The sequence below is a fragment of the Bdellovibrio sp. HM001 genome (assembly GCF_055397275.1).
In genome coordinates, this window is the sequence record NZ_AP029174.1 from 1382952 (window position 1) to 1404445 (window position 21494).

Consider the following 21494-nt stretch of genomic DNA (forward strand, 5'->3'; position numbering starts at 1 on the left):
ACAGGTGCGGCCTGTCCCTTTTTTTTAGCCCAGTCGTTCCAAACGACTGATGTCGATGCGATTCCAAAGCCAGATGATAAAGACGATGGCAAAAAGAATGGTGACCAGTCTTAAAGAGCGGCGTTTTTCCATCTGGAAGTTCTCGGTCAACCCGACAGCCATCAGAAGGGCGGTAAAAGCAAAGCCCACCAGAGTGATCGGTGGAATCAGCTCAGAACCGACCTGAAAAATGAAAAACGGAATGTTTGCAAAAAGCAGCAAGGTGAAGATCTTGCGCAAAGAACACGTGCGCTTTTCAAAAACCTGGAAGTAGTAGTAGATAAATAGTGAACCGATGAAAGTTGTCACCAAGCCTACAATCGGGGACACGATAATGCCACCCATGATGCGGTAGAAGTTCGGCGGCACCAGTCCCGTCAAAACTCCGGAGATGATCGACAAAGACACCAAAGTCATCAAAAGCAGCGGCCAGTTCCAATCTGGCAGCGTCTTGATTTTTTCGATGGGATGACGAAGGTAGTTGATGATGTAGCGGACGACCTCTTTGGTCATTTCAAAAGAGGGCTGCTGCTTGTTCGGGGTGACGTCTCTGTAGTCGCTCATATTATTATCTCACCACCGCGCATAAAGTCTGGCAAGGTGTATTTAGGATTCGCGCAGATCCATCTCTGCCAAAGTTTGCGCGCGCTCAAGCAATAGCATTGAATTTTTTAAAGCGGATTCCGGGAAGGCCCCCAAAGAGTTGAGGCTGTTGAGGCCAGCCCGTCGCACCAGTTGTTTGTGCAGATGATAGCTGAGGTTCAGGAACAAGCTGCCTTTGTTATAGGCTGGCATCTCAAGGTCTGCGGTGGGGATCGGGAAGGCTTGCAAAGCCTGCGGACTGTTTTGCCCAGCATCGGTGATCTCTGTGATGCTCAGCACACTGCTGGAACGGCGATGGCGCAAAAGATCCTGAAACTCCTGCCAGGTCGGGGTGTCGACCACCAGATGAAAACGCCGTCCCAGATCCTCTTGCTGCTTTAGAAAGTGTTCAAAGCGTTCCTTACGCAGGTCTGCTTTGTTCCAGGGCAGATGCAAAGTGAAAACCTCATAACCATGCTCGGCCAAAAAGACGGTGTACAGATTCCAATAAGTGCTAAAGTAAAAAATGGAGCGAGGCCCGGTGACAAACAACAAGGGCCATCGAGTCAGCAGGCAATTGGGCTTAAGTTCGAAGGCGACATTCTGACGGCGACGGGCTCGGTTGCTCATCAAAGCCAAACCTAAAAGAAACACCGTTGTTGTCATCGCCAGAAGAAGAATATCCACGCGCTATTATATTGAGATTCTGATTTAAAAAGCAAGAAAACGAACTAGAAGCGCTTCAGCCACTCCAGCAGGGTCAACACCACATCCGGACGCTCATCGGTCTGGCGAAGCTCCGTGCGAATGGACCACGGTCCTCCAAGGCGTCGACGAACGGTGAACTGCCTTTCTTCTGAAAAGTCTGACCCCATGCTTAGGGTGGTGCTGTCATCCAGACGGACACGGGCGGTGTAGGCCTTGGTCACCGGATTGTAACTGACGGACTGGATCGGAGTGGAAGACAGGAAGAGCAGCGAGAACAGTCCAAAAGCTCCATCGGACATTGCCCGACTCATGCTGGCGGTGGAGTTGACCTCCTCTTCGTTCAGCTCATCCAAAGACTTATTAAACAGCAAGACCGAAACAATCTGCTGGCGATTTAGCGGTGGGTCACTTTCAAATTCGATGCGGGGTTTTTCGAGACTTCCTAAAAGAAGAATCCGGATGTCCACTTCGGGATTGGCATAGTTGATCTGACCGGACAGTTCCGGCACCCGAGAGTTGGCATGGAAGATCAGATCCACATTCTTCACGACGGCCTTCTTACGGAAAATCTCGAATGGAAAACTTTGAACGGCGACAGTGCCTTTCATCAGACCGTTGTCCTCAATATGCAGATCCACGGCCACCGGAATGTTTTGCGGTAGCAGTGACGACGAAATTTGAACAGGCTTGGCTGTTTTGACGTCCACCGTCCAGTTCAGTGCGAAGGGAAGCTTTTCCTTTATTGAAGGAGCAGAGACATCTTTAGGTGCGGTTGCCAAGGGCTCTGCTTTCAGAACAAAGCGTTTGTCGGGAAGTGCTTGCGGCGGGGGTTCCAGTCTTAGGGGAGGCGCCTCAAGAAGAATGTCTTCCAGGAGGCTTTGTACCTGAATGTTCAGGCCCGTGGGTTTGGGCAATACACCCGCTGTAGAGGCTACGGCCTTTGTTGTGGTCCAGAGCTTTTGCGTCTTTGAGGCCAAGCGGGTTTGCATCTGCGCAGTGCCAGACATGGGTGAAGTCAAGTCGGGCAAATGCGCTTCTGCCTGCAATAAAACCTCACCCTTCAGCACGTGAAAAGGAGCGGGAATCGCATAGGGAGTTTTTTCGAAAAGATCCTTCCACACTGTGAAGTCCGGAATTCTCACATTCGCAGAAAGATCAAAAATGGCTTTTACCCATTGGGGTTTAGAAGCTGGATTCTTAATCTCTGCAGCTCCTTGGGCGGAAAGTTTTCCGGTCATAAAGGCGGTTTCACCTTCAAGACCTGCGGAACCCGACAGACTAAGAATTTCATTGTCTCCGGTTCCTTGACTGCCCAAGCGAAGCTCCGCCGTCAGGCGTGTCTCGATATTTTGAAGGTTTTTAATTTTCTTTCTTGGCTTGGCGGTAAGGACGCAGTTCAGTTTTACCAGCGAAGGAAAGCCTTTTTCACGGTGTAGGTCGCTGACGAGATAGCAATCTGAAAGTCCCAGCTCGCCGCCCCTCCAGATTTTTTTGGAACGAGCAGGCCCTGCATGAAGTTCGATCCGCGTCGGGGACCAAGTCAATGCGATCTGCGGGCGGATTTTTTCCGTTAGTTTTTTCGTCTGGATCAGAAGCTCGGGGTGGGCCTTTAAAGTTAAACTATCTTTCCAGGAAAGTTCCAGCGGAGCTTGAGCTTTTACAGAGCTCGCTTGCACCGTGGTTTGTTCCTGCAACGTTATGGACTGGGGATTTAAAGATCCCTGGGCCGAGAGGATTGTGGTGAAAGAGTTCTGCTGCCAGGCCTCGGCGTTGAGGGAAAATTCCACTTGGTCGCTGGGGGCTTGATTCGTGCGCTGCAGACGGGCTTTCGCTTGCAGGGGAGGTTTTTCCTTCGAAAGCAAACGGAACTGATCCAGAGTGATATTCAGTCGGCCGAGCTTTTTAAGATCCAAAACGTGCGGGAATAGACTGGAAAAAGCGGGCAGGCGTAGATCCGGCAGCAAGGACTTCGCTTTCTGCGGTTCGGTTTTTTCGGGAAGTTCCAGATCCAGATGACTGACGTGGATGCTCACTTCACTTAAGTTTGTAAGAACGGGCCTCAATCCTTCCATCGCAAAGGACAAGTCGATTTGCGTCTGAGGCAGGCAAGTTGACAGCAAAGGTCTGTATTCGACGCAAAGATTCGCGGAATGAAAAATCACTCTTTTTTCATTCCAGCGCAGGTTTTCAAAGCTCAGATCCAGTTTCTGCCATTTTACCTTAAGGTCGACCGGTGCATAGGTCAGAGCCTTTTTAATATTATTTTCGTTGATCAGTAAGGACGGATAGAGCCAGACAGTCAAAAGCACCGTCACCAGCAGAGCGACAAAGAATAAAACTACTCCGCCAAGGGCAAGAAGAACACTCTTCAGAGTCTTCATTAGAACTCCTTCCCAAAGCTGACAAAGAACTGATAACCCGGATTGATGCTGCTGGGATCACGGTCCACGACAAATCCGCGCCCCACGGTACCGCGAATGGTTCCTATCGGGGATCCCCAACGCAGTCCCACTCCCGGGGAATAGTAAAGGGCCGAATCCAGTTCCGTGGCCAAAATGCCAGCCTTGGCTGCATCCAGGAATATCAAGGGTTGCAGATTGTAGGGAAGAATATCATTCGCACGAAGCTCCAGGCCCTGATACAGCACTGTCAAGAATCCGTTGTCTGATGCGGGTAACTGCTTACGCGCAAACCCTCGCAGATCCGCATCACCCCCCAGGAAGAAGCGCTGAGTAACCGGTATATCCGGACTGTCGTTCTCGCCATCCGGCAGAATGAATGTGCCCACCCAGCCCCGCCAGCCTAAAACCAGGAAAGGTGGGTCCCATTCATTCAGGTTCCAGATGATCTGATGGCGCAAGGTCAGACGATGGATGTTGTCATCAGAAAGGGCTCCTTGCACCTGCGAAGACGCATTCAGTGTCACGCTCCATCCGTCCTGGGGATTGGTTAGAAAGTATTCGTAAAGATGACTGGTCAGGTTGATCTCTCCTGCGATACGAAGGGCGTCGATCTGATAGGGTTCAGGCCCACGCATCACGTCCGTACGCTCAATCAAGGGACCTACTTGCGCCACACCTGAATACGGCAGAGCCTCCCAGCCCAAGGCCAAACTGGTGCCCAACTGATAAGTCATGGCTTCATAAGAGCTTTCTGATTCCCGTTTGATCATGGCGGTGGTGAGCAAGTGCAGTCGGGAGGTCAGATCCGAGGAAAAATAATGACGGTGTTTGCCGGTCAGGGTTTGTTCCAGCAACGAGGCAAACAAGGAGGCTTCCAGATTGTCGGCGGTTTCATTCAGGCGTGCTTGTTTCAGCATCGATCTAAACAGCGCGCCTCCTTCAGAATCAAACCCCAGGCCAAATGTCAGCAGACGGGGTTTGGCCGGAATCATCCTGCGAACAATCTCCACCTCGCCTTGAGCGGTGCAGGTGATGTCATAGTAGGTGCTCAGATAAAGATCTTCCTGCAGCACCCGGTTGGAAGTGATCTCCAAAAGGCGTATGTCAAATGGAGCACCGGGGAAAAAAGCCGAGTATCGATCCAGAATCGCGGGATTGAGATCCTCTTCGCCGACAGTTGTAATGGCACCAAAGCGATAGGCCGGCCCCGGTTCCACAGTCAGATTAAACTTTTCTTCAAGCACCAGGGCTTGTGCATCGATCTGAGGGCAGGGATAGCCGTGTTCCTGCAAGCGACGACGGGCCCAGTTGGTGATTTCATCCAGCGTGGCGGGGGTGAATGGGCGGTCTTTGATATAACGACGCTTGCGCCAGTTCCATTCGGCAGGAGCATTGTGGACTTCGAGGGTTTGCAGGGTGGAGCGGGGGCCGAGCTCCACATTCAGACTGTCGGCGGTACTGGTGAAAGTGGATTGGTGATAGCCCCGGCTTTGTAGAAAGCCCTTTAAGAAAAGGGTCCGCTGCGAGTTGGGCATGTTCTGCCAGGCCGGGCTTTTTGCTGAACCGCAAAGCCAGTCGCGTTCGGTGGAGCTGAATTCAATTTTTTCATCACCCTCGATGCGAATGCCGCACAGGCTCGTGGTTTCAGCCAATGTGGGGAGGGTCAAAAATGTTGAGAAAAGCAGCAGGAAGCTGAAAAAACGCATGCCTAGAGTTAACAGTTCTTAGGCATACGGGCAAGTTTCTGAATTACAAAGAGGTGTTTAGGCGGAACGCGAAGTCAAAAGAGTTCTTGTCCGATGTGCTGTTCACCATAGCGGTGTGAGCGCTGACCTCGGCACCGATGGAAAGGTGCTTGTGAATCTGGGCGCTAAAACCTGTAGAAACCACCAAGGAAGGTGTTGTTTCGTCCACGCTGATGCCTTTGGAGGAATCAGAAAAGCGCAGAAAGCGGTTGGACAGGCCAGAACTAATGGAATAGGACCAGATGCTTTCCAGGCGGTTGGTGTAGCCGATTTTCAGATCCAGTTCGCGCAAGGTCATCTCTTCACTGCCAGAAGAGGTGACGCCGTAGTTTTTAAACACACCTTCGGAATACCAGTTCGGCGAGAACAGATCCATTCCCAGAGACAGCTGAATGCCATTGGCGTGGCGGTTGAAGTTCTGGTTCTTTGCGGAAATATTTGTGAACGAGTTGGCATAGCCAATACCTGCATGCAGGCGAACGTCGTCAAAAGAGCTTGCCGATCTGCGGGCGATAGAGTTCTTTTTGGCGCTCAACTCATTGAGAAGGTCATCATAGCTGACTTCTTCATAGTCAGAGCCATTGGCGGCCTGGACCAAAGTGGGAGCGGAAATCAGAGCACAAGCGATCAAAGCGAACTGGATTGTTTTAATGATTTGCATACTTTGATTCTAGCAAGGCTTTGTCATTTTTCAAAAATTGATCTTTCGTTCTGGACCTTGTCTTTGGCAGAATAGAAGTATGTTGTCGTTTTTTCAGACTCGTCATAACTGCTATTGTGCCTTTTGCAAAAGCCCGCGCCGAATTTATCGTCGTAAGAATATTTCCTTTATGAATGTGTTGGGAAGTGCCCTGGCTTCGCTGGTGCTGATGTTCGCTTTGTGGCAGCAGTTTGATCCGCGCGTTTTGATTGTCTTTGTAATCTGTCTGGCAATCTCGGAAGTGTTCGTGAAGATCCGCTGGCGTTTGTCGGTGGTGTGTCGCTCTTGTGGGTTCGATCCGGTGCTTTATCTGAAGGCCCCGGAGCAGGCTGCAAATAAAGTGAAAGAGCAGTTGGATCAGCGCCGTCAAGATCCTAAATATTTGCTGGCAAAACCGCTAAATTTGCCCGCAATTCCCGCAGATAAAGCGAAGGCTCTTCAGGAAAAGGGGAAAGGGCGCCTCGTCTCCCGATCCATTTGAGCAAAAGATTGCATGTCGGGGCTCTTTATGACAGCTTAGAGCCATGAAAAATCTGGTTGTCATTCCTACGTACAATGAAAAAGAAAACATTCAGGCGATCGTGTCTGCCATCTTTGCCCAGAATCTGGGCGTAGAAATTCTGGTTGTTGATGACAACTCTCCAGATGGCACCGGGGCCATTGTACGCGAAATGCAAAAAAGCATGCCGCAGCTTCATCTTCTGTCCCGCCCTGGTAAACAGGGCTTGGGGAAAGCCTATATTGCCGGTTTCCGCTGGGGTATTGATCACGGTTTTGAGGGCATTGTTGAAATGGATGCGGATTTCTCACACCGCCCGGAAGACCTGGGGCCTCTATTGAAGACCATGCAGGCTAATGATTTTGCCGTGGGGTCTCGTTATGTGCCAGGCGGCCGTACCGTGAATTGGGGCATCATCCGTAAGATCATTTCCCGTGGTGGCGGCATTTATTCGCGCATGATTTTGGGCTTTCCTTTAAACGACTGGACTGGTGGCTTTAACGCTTGGAAGAAAGAGGTTTTGCACGGCATTGATCTTTCATCCGTTGAGTCCAATGGTTACAGCTTCCAGATTGAACTAAAATACAAGGCTTTAAAGAAGGGCTTCAAAGGGGCCGAGTCTCCGATCGTTTTTGAAGATCGTCGCGTAGGACAAAGTAAGATGTCCCTGAAGATTGTACTTGAGGCGTTCTATCGTGTATGGCTCATGCGTTTTAAATAAAGTTCTGGCTTGTCTGCTGTTGGTGTTGTTGCTGCCGTTAAGTGTGTGGGCGCAGGCTCAGCAGGCGACGGTCGTTATTGACGGGGCGCTGGTTTATCAGGATGCGGATTTTGATGCTCCGGTTATTTCCACTTTGAAGCTGGGAGGTGTTTACAGCATCTCCACCAAGAAAAAAGGCCCCTTTTATAAGATTCGTCTGAAGCCAGGTTATACCGGTTGGATTTCTGACACGGATATCAAGCCGGGCGTTATTAAAATCACAGCTCCGGAAAAGACCAAGCCCGAGCGCGAGGAAAAACGAAAGAAACCGTTCTTTGCGACTCGATATCGCGGACCTGTTCTGCAGTACACGAACTATATGGAAGACACCCTGGGTAAAGAGCGCACGGACGGGTTGCTTTTCTATGGTGCCAAGTTCAATGGTTTTAACACGATGTTCACGGGTGAGATTTACACGGACGCCAATATTTTATTCTTCTTCGGGGCGCCGTCTTACTATCAGGACTACACCAAGCGCTCAGCGGACGGATTTATTTTTATCGCTGATTTCCTTTTGCAGACCGTGATGCCGCAGGGGAAGAACATGCTGTTCTATTATGGTTTCGGTCCAATGTTTAAGTATTCACATTTTAATTTGGATGTTCCTAGTGGGGCCTCCAATGTCAGTTATTCCGCCGATGATATGAGTCTCGGGGCGGTCTTTGATTTGGGGACGGCTTTGCGCATGGGAGATTGGTCCCTGCGCGGCGACGTAAAGTACTACTGGGAGCGGACCCAATATCTTGCCTTCGGTCTGAGTTTCTCTCACGACTTCTGACGCATAGCTTCTGCAAAAGTAAGCAGGTACCTTTTCGGGGGACGGGGTGTTAAGAAAGGGCCGGGTTTGAGGGGGCCCTTCTGATGCGTTTAGTTGCGTTATTTATTTCTGTTCTGTTTGTTTCTTCCTTTTCATTTGCTGCGGATATTGAGCCTTATTTTGAGGCTTTGAAGAGTTCGGGGGCCAATTTTGAGCCGGATGGGACTGTCTGTGAACAGGTGGCCCGGGTGGATATCGAAAAAGAGTTCGGACCGTCCTATGAAGTGACGACAGGGATTGAGTACAGCCTGGGGGAGGACACTCTGGGGGAGCTCGACGTTGTTGTATTTGAAAAGGGCACTCATAAGGTCGTCTTGGTGGCCGAGGTGAAGTGTTGGAAGAATCTGCAGCAGGCCATGGACAAATTAAAAGCGCAACGCGATCGCTTTACGTGGAATCTCACTCAGCATGCCAACAAGATTCAGTTTCAGCCTCATGATCACAGGCTTTCCTTCCGGGTTGAGGACTTCCAAGGCGAGTTTAAATTCCGTGCCATTTCTCAGTTTGGCGGCCTGAAAAAGGGCTTTGATCAGGAGATCCAAATGACTCTGAGAGATGCTGAGCACCTGCGTTCCCGGCTGTTGAAATGCCAGGCCTGGGGCGAGTGTTTGCGTCCCCAATAGACCTTTGACAGGAGGGGGGAGCTCATGCAAATTCCCCCTATGTCGATTCAGATTTTATCTCCTGAAGTAGTGGACCAAATCGCCGCAGGCGAGGTGGTTGAGCGTCCTGCTCACTTGGTTAAAGAGCTTGTTGAAAACAGCATCGATGCCGGGGCCTCCCGCGTGCATGTTGAGTTCTTTGATGGCGGCCGTGTTGTCAAAGTCATTGATAATGGCAAAGGCATGGCGCCAGAGGATTTGCCCAAAGCTCTGGAGAGATTTGCCACGAGTAAAATTTCAAAAACCGATGACCTCTGGAGCCTTCGCACTTTTGGTTTTCGCGGGGAAGCCTTGGCCAGTATTGCGGCCGTCAGCAAGCTGACACTGACTTCCCGTCGCAGTGGGGATGAACAGGCTCATCAGTTGATCAGCGAATACGGACGGAAAAAAGACATCGACAAAGTCGGTGGTTCTCACGGCACCACCATTCTGATTGAAAATCTTTTTGATAACACACCGGCGCGTTTAAAATTCCTGAAATCAGATTCTGCGGAAAACACGGCGATCAAGACAACCTTGAAAGCCATGGCCTTGTCGCACTTTGATGTTGAGTTCCGCATCCAGGAAAACGGCAAACTCGTTTCTTTTTGGCCTGCGTGTAAAAATCGCAAAGACCGGGTGGAACAAATTCTTGAAATCAAACCCCTTTTTGAAGGGGAAGCTGTGCGAGAAAACGTGCGCGCTTATGCGGTGTTTGCCGATCCCCACAACGTGGCGAAGACAGCCAAGAACATCTGGCTGTTTGCGCAGAACCGTTGGATTCAAGATCGCAGTTTGCAGGCGGCAGTGAATGAAGCTTACAGAAATCTTCTGATGCATGGGGAATACCCCATTGCGGCCGTCTGGGTGGAAACCGATCCTGACTGTGTGGACGTGAACATTCATCCGACAAAATCCCAGGTCAAGTTCCAGGATCCTTCACTGGCTTTCCGGGCTGTGGCGGGGGCTTTGCGCAGCACTTTGGAACAAGCCCCCTGGATTGTGCGTGGGGCAGAGAATGGGACTCCAGTCGTGTCACCTGCGGCAGTCACGCCCTCAATGCCTGCGATGCCTCAGCAGAACCTGAGTTTTCAGGATAATTCTTTGGATGTGACTCAGTTCCAGAAAAAGGAATTCAATTTCCCGAAATCGTTGTCGCCCTCGTCGCTGCAGCAGCCTCAGACGACCTATCAGGCGCTGGCAGAAGCAGCCAGTTCCCGGGAAGGTTTTGCTCCGGCCGGGACTGCTTCAGTGGCACCAGAGGCTCCGATGGGTTATTGGTCTTCGCTGGAGGTTCTGGGACAGGCGAATTTGACTTACATTGTGACCCAATCCCGTGAAAAAATTGTTTTCGTTGATCAGCACGCCGCTCACGAGCGAGTGGTGTTTGAAAAACTGATGACTGCTTGGAAGGGGGGCAAGATCGATGTTCAGGAATTCCTGTTCCCGTTGGCGATAGATATGTCACCGGAAAAAGTTGAAGCTCTTCTGGCGATGGGAAAAGAAATTGAACGCCTGGGTGTGCACATTGAAGCCCTGGGGCCAGGCACGGTGGGCGTGAAGGCGGCTCCATTGATGATCAAGGAATCCAGTCTGAGCGCGGTTTTGGATAAAATGGCGACCGAGATTGTCGATCAAGGGGGCAGTTATTCTTTGGAGCGCACGGTGGGGGACATCTGTGCCACCATGGCCTGTCATTCGGTGGTTCGTGCCGGGCAGTCGCTCAGTCTTGATCAGATGAAAAATCTTTTGCGTGATATGGATTTGTTCCCGCTGTCCAGTTTCTGTCCTCACGGTCGTCCGGTGAGTGTGGAGTATCCGTTTTATAAACTGGAAAAAGACTTCGGGCGAATTGTTTAGATGGCACAACGACACGTGATCTTTGTAGTGGGTGCAACTGCCACCGGAAAATCCGAGTGGGCCCTGAGGCTTGCTCAAGAGTATAACGGTGTGATTGTGAACTGTGATTCAGTGCAGGTGTATAAAAAGCTGGATATCGGTTCGGCCAAGCCCTCCAAGGAAGAACAGGCCCTGGTGCCGCATTATCTGCTGGATTATGTGGCACCTCCGGAAGAGATGACCGCAGGCAACTATTGTCGGGATTTTTATGAGGTCTTAAAAACCATCCCGCAAGAAAAGCCGGTGTTTGTTGTAGGCGGCACGGGTTTTTATTTTATGGCCATCGAAAAGGGCATGTACCCGGTGATTCCGGTTCCGCCGGAAATTCAGAAGCAAGTCGAACACGAGCTGCAAACCGAAGAAGGGGCCATCCGCCTGCATGCCGAGATGATGGCCGCGGACCCCGAGTACGGAGCCAAGATTCACCTGTCGGATCGCTACCGCATTGGGCGCGCTATTGAACTGATTCGCAGTCAGGGAAAAAGTGTCACGCAGATTCAGCGGGAATTTGAAGCTCAGCGTGCGCCGTTTCCGTATCCTCTTTTGAAGATCGGTCCACAATGGGACCGTGAGGTTCTGCGCGAACGCATCCGCTTGCGGGTGCAGAAGATGATGCAGGCGGGGTTGGTGGCGGAAGTCCAAGGTCTTCTCGATGAAGGTCTTGCTTCCTGGGCCCCGATGAGCAGTGTGGGTTATAAAGAGACATTGGATTATTTAAAAGGAGCCCTGAACGAAGAGCAGCTCTTTGAAGAGATCGTGAAAAACACGCACCAACTCGCCAAAAGGCAGAGAACCTGGTTTCAAAGAGACAGCGAGATTCAGTGGTTTGATGGGCACTCGGGTTTTGCAGAGGCAAGAGCCGTGGTCGAGAAATTTCTCAAGCCTTGACCCTGATTCCGGGACAAGTCGAGAATAGAGGTAATTATGAAAAGCATGACAGGGTACGGCACCGCAAGAGTTCAGACTAAAGACGTCACTGTGGAAGTGAGCATCCGTTCTGTGAACGGTCGTTTTTTAGAGCCGCGATTTCATTTGCCAAGAGAATTTGTTCCCTATGAAGGGGAGTTGAAGAAAGTTCTGGGCGCGACCTTGTTGCGTGGGACTGTGGATGTCTTTGTGTCCCGTCGGGTGAAAAACGTGGCGGGCAAAGCGCAAATGACAGTGAACGATGCTTTGGCCAAAAAGTATATGGCCGCTTACAAGCATCTTTCCAAAGAGTTGGGCGTTCCTATGAATGTTCATCTTGAAGCTTTGGCGCGTCTGCCAGAGATTATCAAAATCGAGGACAGCTACGAACTGTTCAGCGGCGAAGATAAGATCCTGAAAAAGGCCTTCGCTCAGGCCTGTTCCAATTGTGACAAGGAACGCTCGCGGGAAGGGAAGTTCCTGCAAAAGGACCTTCAGAAGCTGTTGGTGTCTTTGGAAAAACAAATCAAGGTTATCAGTGAGTTGCGCGGCGAAGCCAATGCACAACTTCAGGACCGCTACGAGCAGAAAATCCGAGCGCGTCTTAAGGGAAATGAGATTGACGCCACCCGATTGTCTCAGGAAATCGTGATTCAGCTTGAAAAGGCCGATATCAACGAAGAGCTGACCCGCCTGACGGAGCATATCAAGAACTACCGTCAACTGGTAGGCTCCCAGCAGGCCGAAGGAAAGAAGCTGGATTTCTACACGCAGGAGCTGCTGCGCGAAGTGAATACGATTGGGTCAAAGTCTCAGGTAGCCAAGATCACTTCGGCTGTGGTAGAAGCAAAAACCCTTATTGAACGACTTAGAGAACAGGTACAAAACGTACAGTAATTATGAAAACGCGCATGATTATCGTCGCCGCTCCAAGTGGCGCAGGAAAAAGCAGCTTTGTTGAAAGGATCACTCGGGAAGATGCCCGTTTGGTGGATATTATCACTTTCACAACGCGCTCCATGCGCAAAGGGGAGTCCGAGGGGCAGCCGTACAACTTCATCACTCATGAGGACTTTGAAGCCAAGATCAAACAGGGTTTCTTTGTTGAGTGGGCGAAGGTGCATACGAACTTCTATGGAACCTCTTACGAGTCCCTGGAGTCCGCCTGGAAGCAGGGCAAAACCGCTATCATGGATATCGATATCCAAGGGGTTGCGACCTTTAAATCCAAATTTGAGGACGCTAAGACCATCTTTATCCACCCGCCTTCCATTGACGAGCTGCGCCGCAGAATCGAAAAAAGGGACGGGAAGGTGCCTGCGGACATTGAGGTTCGTATGGCCAACGCGGAAAAAGAGATTCAAGAGGCCTCTAAGTTCGATTATCAGATCGTTAACGACGTGTTTGAGCAATCCTACGCGGAATTCAAAAAAATCGTTGAAAAATTGCTAACTTAGCGTTAATATACCCAGATATATTTTTTCGGAGGCGTAATGGCTCGTGTAACCGTAGAAGATTGCTTGGAAAAAGTTCCTAACAGATTTGCTCTTGTCCTGATGGTGGCTAAGAGAGCGAAGCAACTTCTTAAAGGGGCGGAAGCAACAGTTTCCACTCGTAGCAACAAATACATCGTCAGCTCTTTGCGTGAAGTGGCAATGGGCAACGTGGGTTACCAAGAAAGTTTGGAAGCCGCAGAAGCTATTCGTCAGATTGAAAAGGACCTGAACAAGTAGTCCTTGGAAAAAATGCGATATCCCCTCGTGGGAAGGTGAAAAGGGAGGTCAAAAAACCTCCCTTTTTTGCGTTTTAAGGGTCCCTAAAGATGAACCTGTCTCCACTTTGGGCGAGGCGACAAAAAACCAGTAAAATTAGCAATTTATTTCGGGTAGGCTAAAAAGTATGTTTAGTCTCCCGAAAGAGGATAGCTTATCCAATAAGCCCGTTAAAACTGTCGATGATCTTTTGGCCCGCATTCGCAGCTATTATCCGAATGCAGATCTCAAAATTATCGAGAAGGCATATTCGTTCTCTGAAAAAATGCACGAAGGACAGATTCGTCGCAGTGGAGAACCCTATATTTCTCATCCTCTTTCTGTTGCCGCCATTCTGGCGGATTTTCATCTGGATCTGGACACCATTGCCACGGGTCTTTTGCATGACACGGTTGAAGACACAGCGGCCACCCTGGAAGATATTCGTCGTGAATTTGGCGACGTGATTGCGCATCTGGTGGATGGTGTGACCAAGATTGGTCAGATGAAGTTTAAAAACAGCCATGAAAAACAGGGCGAAAATATTCGCAAGATGATCGTGGCGATGGGTAAAGATGTGCGTGTGGTTTTGGTGAAACTGGCGGACCGCTTGCACAACATGCGAACGCTGAACTTCATGCCGTTTGAAAAACAGGAACGCATTGCCTTAGAGACTTTGGAGATCTACTGTCCATTGGCAGGTCGCATGGGTATCAGTTCATTGAAGATTGAACTGGAAGATCTTTGTTTCCGTTACTATCGCCCTGACATGTACTACGAACTTGTTCAGCAGATCAAAAAGACCGAGGCTGAACAAAATCGTTACATCGAAGAAGTAAAACATCTTATTGGAAAAGAACTGACCAAAGCCGGATTCCGGTTTGAGGTTTACGGACGCTCCAAGCACTTGTGGTCGATCTATCGCAAGATGCAGTCGCGTAATATTGATTACGATCAGGTCTATGACGTTCTGGCGTTCCGTGTGTTGGTGGATTCCGTGGCGGAATGTTATGCAGCTCTGGGGTTGGTGCACTCGCTGTGGAAGCCAATTCCAGGCCGGTTTAAAGATTTCATCGCGATGCCCAAGGCCAATAACTATCAATCCCTGCACACGACGGTGATGGGGCCTGGCGGGGAACGAATTGAAATTCAGATCCGCACCCATGAAATGCACCTGGTGGCAGAAAAAGGGATCGCTGCGCACTGGAAGTACAAAGAGCGCGGCAAAATGGGGGATGATGAGGATCTGCAGCAGGCGAACTGGTTGCGGGATCTGGTCAGCTGGCATCAAAACGTGCGCAATCCCGACGAGTTCCTGGACACCGTCAAGACGGATTTGTTTGAAACTGAAATTTACGTCTTCACTCCGACGGGAGATGTACGAGAGTTCCCGGAAGGGGCGACACCGGTGGACTTTGCATTCGCTGTCCACACGGAACTGGGGAACCGCATCGTCGGTGCCCGTGTGAATGGTCGCATGGTGCCTTTGAAGTACCAGCTGCAAAACGGGGACACGGTGGAGGTTGTAACCTCCAAAACACAAGTGCCTTCGAAAGACTGGCTGAAATTCGTTGTTACCAATAAAGCCAAATCCAAAATCCGCGCCTTCGTTAAGGAAGAGCAGCGCCGTCGCGCCATCATGCTGGGGAAAGAGCTTGTGGAAAAAGAGTTCCGCAAGTTTGGTATGGCAGCAGTGAAGTATCTGAAAGGTCCCGCCTTTGAAACTTATTTAAAGGATCATGGCCTGGCAGATCTGGATGAACTGTATGTGACCGTCGGTTATGGAAAACTTGAAACCCGTATTCTGGTAGAAAAGCTTTCGCCGGAAAATCTGGCGAAGGAAGCTGCAAAAACAGAAGACTCCACCTTTATGGAGAAGGTCATTCGTGCGGCAACACAAAAAACGCGCAAGACCAATTCTTTGATCAGTGTGGATGGTATGGATGATGTTCTGGTGCATTATGCGAAATGCTGTCATCCGATTCCAGGGGATCCGATTGTGGGCTTTATCAGCCGTGGGCGTGGTATCTCTATTCACCGCAGTGACTGCCGCAAGGCCTTTGAATTCGATCAGTTACGTAAAGTGGATGTGACCTGGAATGTGAAGCAGGCCGGGGAAGGTCAGGAACGTATTGTGCGCTTGAAGATTATTTCTCAGGACGTTCCAGGGTTGCTGAAGCTGATGTCGGAGGCCTTTGCCCAGCAGGGGATCAATATTCAATCTGCGCAGATCCGCACGACCAAAGACAAAAAAGCGGTCTGTAACTTTGAGGTCAGTGTCCGTGACTCCAGTCAGCTGAATCAGGCGATTTTCGAGATTCAGAAGATCAAGGGGATCATTGGAGTCACCCGTGTTCTTCACTAATTTAAAAAGAAATTTGCATTACGTGTTGGCTCTGTCGGTTCTGGCAGTGGCCTGCGTGGTGCTGTTTGGCTGGGTGATTAAAAGTGCATCTGTGGTTCAGGTGCGTTCTGATTTTGCTCCGATGGTGGTGAACACGGCCGTCAGTTTTTTTATTATCAGTTTGTCTTTTCTGATTCAGCAGGGAAAGTTTCAAAAGCTCTCTCAGTACCTGAGTTTTTCTGTTGGGGCATTGGCCACGGCGACTTTGTTGCAGTACCTGACGGGATATGATTTTGGTATAGATCAGTTTTTCGGTCCGGCTTTTTATTCTATAGGTGTCAGTTCTCCAGGGCGCATGGCGATTAGCACGGCCGTGTGCTTTTTGCTTTTAAGTCTTTCAGATATTTCTATTGGCAGCACCTATGCCCGGCGGATGACGAAAGTCACGGCCAGTTCCCTGGTATTGGGTTTTGGTTTCCTGGGCTTGTTGGGATATTTCCTGGATTTTAGTTCCGAGTATGGATGGGGTAATTTTTCGCGAATGGCAATCCATACCGCGGTCTGTTTCATGCTTTTGGCGACGGCCCAGCTTTGGAGAGTTCGCATCAATGTGCGTGGTGAGGAAGACGGGCGAACGGCGACGGTGCCGATCTATGTGGTTCTGATCGGCGTTTTAGTTTCTGTGGCGATCTGGCAGCTTTTGTTGCTGAAGGATATTGAAAGAAATCGCAGCGTGACTTTGGTGCGCGCTGAAGGATTCAAGATTAAGCTGGATGGAACCTTTGTACCTCTTGAGAAGGCTTTGCAACACATGGCTCGTCGGATGGCGGCGGGCGCATATGCTGATGAGACGATGTGGCGTCTGGATGCGAAGTTCTATTACGAGGAGTTCAAGGGGATTCGTCGACTGATGTGGTCAGATCAGAAGCTGGTGATGCGCTGGCTTTATCCAATGGATGACTTTAGTAAGTCCATTCAGAACACATCACTGGGGCGCTCTCCCGAGATTGCTGAGGCTTTGGATGCGGTTCGCAGTTCCGAAGAGCCCCGCATTTCCCGCATCTTTGAGATGAAATCCGGCGGGCGAGGCTTTGGTATTCTGGTGCCTGTGATGCAGAATCACAAATTCCTGGGTGTAGTTTCGGCCGCGATAGATCTAAAGAGCTTTGTCGATCGGTTTGCACGCGCTGAAGGGTATCACATTGCAATACTGCAGAACGGAGAAGAAGTCTATCGCAGCTTTGAGTGGGATCCGGTGCTTTCTCGGGATTGGATTTCGAAGGTTCATTACAACAACCTGGGTGTGGACTGGGTGATCTCATTCACTCCCACGACCGGGGTTATTCGCCAGAACACGTCGTCTTTGCCACAAATGGTTTTGGTTTTTGGTGTCAGTATTACTGTATTGCTGGGCTTGGCGTTGAGTTTTTATAACAGAGCCACGGAGCTTGGCAAAAGGGCGCGTGCCGTTGCAGAGTGGAAGTCTGCTGCGATGGATGCCACACCGCTTATGATGGTTTCCATGGATGAAAATGGAATCATCCGGGAAATGAATTCCTCGGCGGAGGCTTTGACGGGGTGGAAGTCCGAAGAAGTGGCTGGAAAACACATGCCGTCTCTTATGCATGATCATCAGGACTTGATGTTGTTCCGTCTAAGGATGGAAAGCGAGATGGGGAAACCCCTTCCAGAGGCGTTGGACCTGATTGAGGCGATGTTCTCAAAGGGTTACAATGAGGCTTCCGACTGGGTGTTTGTGGGGCGTGACGGCCGCCGTTTCGAAGGGACGCTGTCTTTGGGCAGAGTCGTTGATGAAGAAGGCCACGTCACCGGTTATCTGGCCGTGGTAGAGGATGTGACACAAAAGCGCGCCAAGGAAAGACAGCTCAAAGAGCAGGAAAAAAAGATCATCACCTCGTCTCGACTGGCGTCGTTGGGTGAAATGGCGGCGGGGATTGCGCATGAAATCAATAATCCCTTGACCATCATCAACGGTCACCTGAGTGTTCTTCGAAGACTCCTGAACAACCGGGGACTGGCTTCAGACATGGAAGTGCAAAAGCGCATGGAGGTGGCTGAGTCGACCACCAATCGTATTGCAAAGATTGTCAAGGGCCTGCGGTCCTATGCGCGGGAGTCCGATCAAGGGGATAAAGAGCGTGTTGTGGTGGAGGCCATTGTTGAAGACACACTGGCCTTCTGTGCGGATAAGTTTAAAGGTGAGGGGATTGAGCTGGTCAGTCGTCTGGAGCCGCACTTGGAAGTCGTCGTTCGTCCATATCAGATTTCACAGGTGCTGCTGAATCTTTTGAATAATGCGGCTGATGCCGTGGCTGGCTGTGCAGAACGTCGTGTGGTTATCGAGGCTGCGGCTCGTAACAATGGCGTGGAAATTTCGGTCACCGACACGGGAGTCGGAGTGCCACCCTTCTTAAAAGAAAAAATCATGGAGCCTTTTTTCACCACCAAAGAGGTGGGTAAGGGAGTGGGGCTGGGCTTGAGCATTTCTCAGGGGATCATTCAGGCTCACGATGGGAAGTTCTATCTGGATGACAGTTCGCCCAAGACGCGCTTTGTGATCTGGTTGCCGATGCAAAAACAATAAACTAAAGATTCCAGGCCCAGCCGGCTTTGATGGAGATCATGCTGGCTTTGACAGTGTCAGAGGGTGGGAACATATTGTATTCAAGACTGACGGGGACGTAATTCTTGCGGCTCATTTGCACGTCCACGCCGCCACCCAAAGTGAAGACCTGATTGGTGGAAATCTGTGATTCATTCAATGCTGTACTGCTTTTAGAAAGAGCCAGCAAATAACCCATGCCTCCGCCGACCCAGATGCGGTACTTGTCCTGCAGGGGATACCATTTCAAGAGCCCGTACAAAGACAGATAGTTGATTTTAGCGTCGCAGTTGGTGCTGTTTTGGCAACCGGCAGAGGAGGCCGAGCCGGTGACATTGAACTGTTCAATCGCGGCAAAGCCCCGGCCTACCAAGCTGGAGTTCAAAACATAGTCATAAAATCCACCGACTCCAAAACCGCTGCCGGACATGCTGGCTGAGGTTTTTAGCATGGTACCAAATCCAGGATCACGATAGGTGATATCCGCGTCCATGGTGGACATCAAATAGCCGCCCGTGATGCCCCAGGAATCTTTCAAAACGCGCAAATAGCCGGCGTTATTGCCGCTGGTGCTGCCAGAGGATTCAGAAGACGCTGGGACATCGGCGCTCATAGACGAGGGGGCTTTGGCCTGCAGAGTGGAACCGCTGACGGCTTTCCCGCGCAGAATATCCCCCAGAGCTTTTCCGGGTTTTACCTGTTTGATGCGAATGATGGCTGTGCGTTTTTGGGTTTCGGGATTGATCAGATAGAACTCGTCGCCGACTTCGGTGGTGTCGCCATCCAGATTGATCAGAACTTTTTGTCCTTTGACGGCAGACACCGTGGCGGCAAAGCCTGCAGAAGAAAAACTAAGAAGCAGGCAGATGGCAAGGAGGCGGGTTCTGAAAATCACGGGACCTCTTTCTATTCAAGTGTCATCAGGTTGTTTTCGAGTTCTCGGATGAATTGATCTTTGTAAAGTGTCCAGACGGTGTCGTTGGCAAATTGATAGATGCAGGACTGGGTTGTTTTTTCACTTTTTTGCAAAGCCTTCACTTCCACGACTGAGCCTCGTTGAGTGCGCCAGATTTCCAGATCTGATTCAGCCAGGACCAGCTCGTACTCATGTGCCGGGAATTCCTCGTGGAACCAGGTTTCAAGTTTGCCTTCTTTTTTGCAATTAATAAGTTGAAAAGAGGCGCCGGCAACTTTTCCGGGTGCTTCGGATTCAAATTGCTTACGACCCTCTGAGCGGTAGACAGTGCAACCGCCAAGAAAAAAAACAGCAAGGGTGGAAAGTACTAATGCTTTCATAACCCCTTTATTATAGGGCATTTAAAAGGCAAAAAAAAAGCCCCGAATTTCTTCAGGGCTTTTGGCTTATCTATTTATGACCCATCTATTTATACCCCTAAGGGATCAAAATGGTTCGAATGCAAGGCGGATGAGTTTCGCCCGCAAGGAGGCGTAGCTAATGCTACGTCGGATGAGGACGAAGCTCGTCCAACGCAGCAGGCGGGCCATTTTCATCCCTTAGAAAGGGATCTCGTCGTTGCTGTTGAAGCTTGGCTCCGGACCGAAATCTTGGAAGTTGAAATCGTCGTTGCCACCCATGGAGTTGCTGGAGGATTTTTCACCTGTCGCGCCACCCAAGAACTGAACAGTGCTGGCCACGATTTCAGTGGTGAAGCGTTTTTGACCTTGCTGGTCTTCCCACTGGCGAGTTTGAAGTTTGCCTTCCACGTACACTTGGCGACCTTTAGAAAGGTGTTTGCCACAGATCTCAGCCAACTTGCCCCAAACTGTGATACGGTGCCATTCCGTGCGCTCTTGTCTTTGACCGTCTTTAACCCAGGTTTCACTTGTTGCCAGGTTCAAACGCGCAACAGTGCTGCCGCTGCCGATAGCTTTTACTTCAGGATCAGCGCCCAAACGGCCTACAAGGATAACTTTATTTACTCCAGACATATTCCCTCCAATAATTGACCCATTCGTTTTTGGTCAGATTAAGAGTGAAGTCAATAAGGACTTCCGACTCAAATTTAATTACCAAAGAGGTGTGCAATTATTAAGCAGAGCCCCGCATCAAGTTAATTAAAGCGGGGTTGGGAAGGAATCTAAAACTCGGACTAACGCGCAGCGCCGATGCTTGGCGGCATCATGGGATTGCTGGCGGAGACTTTGAACTTGTACTGAGACCCCTCAGGCGTCTGTGTTTTATAGCCGTCAATGAACGTCAGGAACAGGGCTGCACGCTCCTGGAAGCTGCGTTTAGTGCGCAGATCCACTTCGATGTTGTAGGCCCCGATTTGATGTCCAAAGGAGCTTCCGCGGTTGACGATTGTTAAACCGATCTTGCCCTTAATAGTACCGTACAGTTCATCCCCGGGCTTGCCAATGGTGCCGCTTTCAATCACGAACTGACCTGCGGCCAAGCGACCTTTTAGTTCCACTGTGCTCAACTTCAAGTCTGGTAACGTCAATGGACCCATCGGTGTGTTGACGTTGGAAGGAGGAAGCTCGAACTGGTTGATGGAAAGATTCATTTCCACATCGGGTTGTTCCTGGAAGCTTAAGTCGGCAAGAACCGTGGATTCCAGATTCAACTGCCCCTTCAAAAGGACCGGCAGATTCGCCATCTCACGCAAATCATGCAACGAAATTTTCTTCGCGCTGACTTCAATCTTATGGCGTTCGGCACCGTTTTCTGTCTTGGAGCCTTTGCCGACATGAACATCGACATCACCCTTCAATAGTCCCTTGGCGGAAACATGCCCATACGGTTTTTGTTGGATCAAGCCGCGAATAGACGGGGTGATCACCAGTTCCTGCGCGGAAATCGCCGGAGTTCTTAAAGACTCAATATAAACCTGATCCATCTGCACACCAGGTTGTGGGAAAAGGCTCATTTTCAGCTTTTCAAACTGCACGTAGACTGAATTATTGCTCAAGCGGGATACTTGTGAAGAAATCAAGTCACTCAGGTCATCAAACGGGAAGAGCAGAAAAACAAACACCAGCGCGGAAAGTACCATCACGGCGATTTTGCTTTTGCTTTGTCCGATCAATTTCAGAAGCTGACGAAGTTGAGCCATG

20 protein-coding genes are annotated in these 21494 nt (G+C 50.2%); 11 read left to right on the forward strand and 9 right to left on the reverse strand.

Annotated elements, in window-relative coordinates; genetic code table 11:
- Positions 1–24 precede the first annotated feature (24 nt).
- The 5 genes from ACZ5ZZ_RS06650 to ACZ5ZZ_RS06670 are packed head-to-tail and all read right to left on the reverse strand — an operon-like array spanning position 25 to position 6137.
- A complete protein-coding gene (locus tag ACZ5ZZ_RS06650; RefSeq protein ID WP_464117272.1) occupies positions 25–603 on the reverse strand; it encodes a Yip1 family protein in 579 nt (192 codons plus the stop codon).
- Positions 604–645: 42 nt separating this feature from the next.
- The gene (locus ACZ5ZZ_RS06655; RefSeq protein WP_464141848.1) at positions 646–1308 is read right to left on the reverse strand and encodes a hypothetical protein; all 663 of its coding nucleotides are present in this window, start codon (positions 1306–1308) and stop codon (positions 646–648) included.
- A 44-nt stretch (positions 1309–1352) separates the two neighbouring features.
- Positions 1353–3710, reverse strand: coding sequence for a translocation/assembly module TamB domain-containing protein (locus ACZ5ZZ_RS06660; protein ID WP_464141850.1), 2358 nt, complete (start codon positions 3708–3710; stop codon positions 1353–1355).
- A complete protein-coding gene (locus ACZ5ZZ_RS06665) occupies positions 3710–5437 on the reverse strand; it encodes an autotransporter assembly complex protein TamA (protein WP_464141852.1) in 1728 nt (575 codons plus the stop codon). The genes ACZ5ZZ_RS06660 and ACZ5ZZ_RS06665 overlap by 1 nt, the downstream gene beginning before the upstream one ends.
- A gap of 43 nt (positions 5438–5480) precedes the next feature.
- Complete coding sequence (locus tag ACZ5ZZ_RS06670; RefSeq protein WP_464117268.1) at positions 5481–6137, reverse strand: hypothetical protein; 657 nt, start codon at positions 6135–6137, stop codon at positions 5481–5483.
- A 79-nt stretch (positions 6138–6216) separates the two neighbouring features.
- On the opposite strand from ACZ5ZZ_RS06670, the gene ACZ5ZZ_RS06675 reads away from it, so the two are divergent.
- The 11 genes from ACZ5ZZ_RS06675 to ACZ5ZZ_RS06725 all read left to right on the forward strand — a co-directional run bounded on the left by ACZ5ZZ_RS06675 (position 6217) and on the right by ACZ5ZZ_RS06725 (position 18398).
- Positions 6217–6657: a hypothetical protein gene (locus ACZ5ZZ_RS06675; protein ID WP_464117267.1), complete on the forward strand. Its 441-nt coding sequence runs from the start codon at positions 6217–6219 to the stop codon at positions 6655–6657.
- A 43-nt stretch (positions 6658–6700) separates the two neighbouring features.
- A complete protein-coding gene (locus ACZ5ZZ_RS06680; protein WP_464117266.1) occupies positions 6701–7396 on the forward strand; it encodes a polyprenol monophosphomannose synthase in 696 nt (231 codons plus the stop codon).
- The gene (locus tag ACZ5ZZ_RS06685) at positions 7356–8213 is read left to right on the forward strand and encodes an SH3 domain-containing protein (protein WP_464141854.1); all 858 of its coding nucleotides are present in this window, start codon (positions 7356–7358) and stop codon (positions 8211–8213) included. Before ACZ5ZZ_RS06680 ends, ACZ5ZZ_RS06685 begins: the two co-directional genes overlap by 41 nt.
- A gap of 83 nt (positions 8214–8296) precedes the next feature.
- Entirely contained in the window at positions 8297–8875 is a 579-nt protein-coding gene (locus tag ACZ5ZZ_RS06690) for a hypothetical protein (RefSeq protein WP_464134551.1), read from the forward strand.
- Positions 8876–8914: 39 nt separating this feature from the next.
- Positions 8915–10753, forward strand: a complete 1839-nt coding sequence (mutL, locus tag ACZ5ZZ_RS06695; protein WP_464141856.1) for a DNA mismatch repair endonuclease MutL — start codon at positions 8915–8917, stop codon at positions 10751–10753.
- Positions 10754–11680 (forward strand): tRNA (adenosine(37)-N6)-dimethylallyltransferase MiaA, encoded by a 927-nt coding sequence (gene miaA / locus ACZ5ZZ_RS06700; RefSeq protein WP_464141858.1) that lies wholly within the window; start codon positions 10754–10756, stop codon positions 11678–11680.
- Positions 11681–11716: 36 nt separating this feature from the next.
- Positions 11717–12595, forward strand: coding sequence for a YicC/YloC family endoribonuclease (locus ACZ5ZZ_RS06705; RefSeq protein ID WP_464117261.1), 879 nt, complete (start codon positions 11717–11719; stop codon positions 12593–12595).
- 2 nt (positions 12596–12597) lie between these two features.
- Positions 12598–13155, forward strand: a complete 558-nt coding sequence (gene gmk / locus ACZ5ZZ_RS06710; protein WP_464117260.1) for a guanylate kinase — start codon at positions 12598–12600, stop codon at positions 13153–13155.
- Between the two features lie 36 nt (positions 13156–13191).
- Positions 13192–13431 (forward strand): DNA-directed RNA polymerase subunit omega, encoded by a 240-nt coding sequence (gene rpoZ / locus ACZ5ZZ_RS06715; RefSeq protein WP_464117259.1) that lies wholly within the window; start codon positions 13192–13194, stop codon positions 13429–13431.
- Between the two features lie 166 nt (positions 13432–13597).
- Complete coding sequence (locus ACZ5ZZ_RS06720) at positions 13598–15814, forward strand: RelA/SpoT family protein (RefSeq protein ID WP_464117258.1); 2217 nt, start codon at positions 13598–13600, stop codon at positions 15812–15814.
- Positions 15801–18398: an ATP-binding protein gene (locus tag ACZ5ZZ_RS06725; RefSeq protein WP_464141860.1), complete on the forward strand. Its 2598-nt coding sequence runs from the start codon at positions 15801–15803 to the stop codon at positions 18396–18398. Before ACZ5ZZ_RS06720 ends, ACZ5ZZ_RS06725 begins: the two co-directional genes overlap by 14 nt.
- Position 18399: 1 nt before the next feature.
- On the opposite strand, the gene ACZ5ZZ_RS06730 is transcribed toward ACZ5ZZ_RS06725, so the two are convergent.
- The 4 genes from ACZ5ZZ_RS06730 to gspN all read right to left on the reverse strand — a co-directional run bounded on the left by ACZ5ZZ_RS06730 (position 18400) and on the right by gspN (position 21493).
- Complete coding sequence (locus ACZ5ZZ_RS06730; protein WP_464141862.1) at positions 18400–19311, reverse strand: outer membrane beta-barrel protein; 912 nt, start codon at positions 19309–19311, stop codon at positions 18400–18402.
- Between the two features lie 11 nt (positions 19312–19322).
- Positions 19323–19712: a hypothetical protein gene (locus tag ACZ5ZZ_RS06735; protein WP_464117255.1), complete on the reverse strand. Its 390-nt coding sequence runs from the start codon at positions 19710–19712 to the stop codon at positions 19323–19325.
- A gap of 219 nt (positions 19713–19931) precedes the next feature.
- The gene (locus ACZ5ZZ_RS06740; RefSeq protein WP_464141865.1) at positions 19932–20366 is read right to left on the reverse strand and encodes a single-stranded DNA-binding protein; all 435 of its coding nucleotides are present in this window, start codon (positions 20364–20366) and stop codon (positions 19932–19934) included.
- Between the two features lie 161 nt (positions 20367–20527).
- A complete protein-coding gene (gene gspN, locus ACZ5ZZ_RS06745; protein ID WP_464134563.1) occupies positions 20528–21493 on the reverse strand; it encodes a type II secretion system protein GspN in 966 nt (321 codons plus the stop codon).
- Position 21494: the final 1 nt, after the last annotated feature.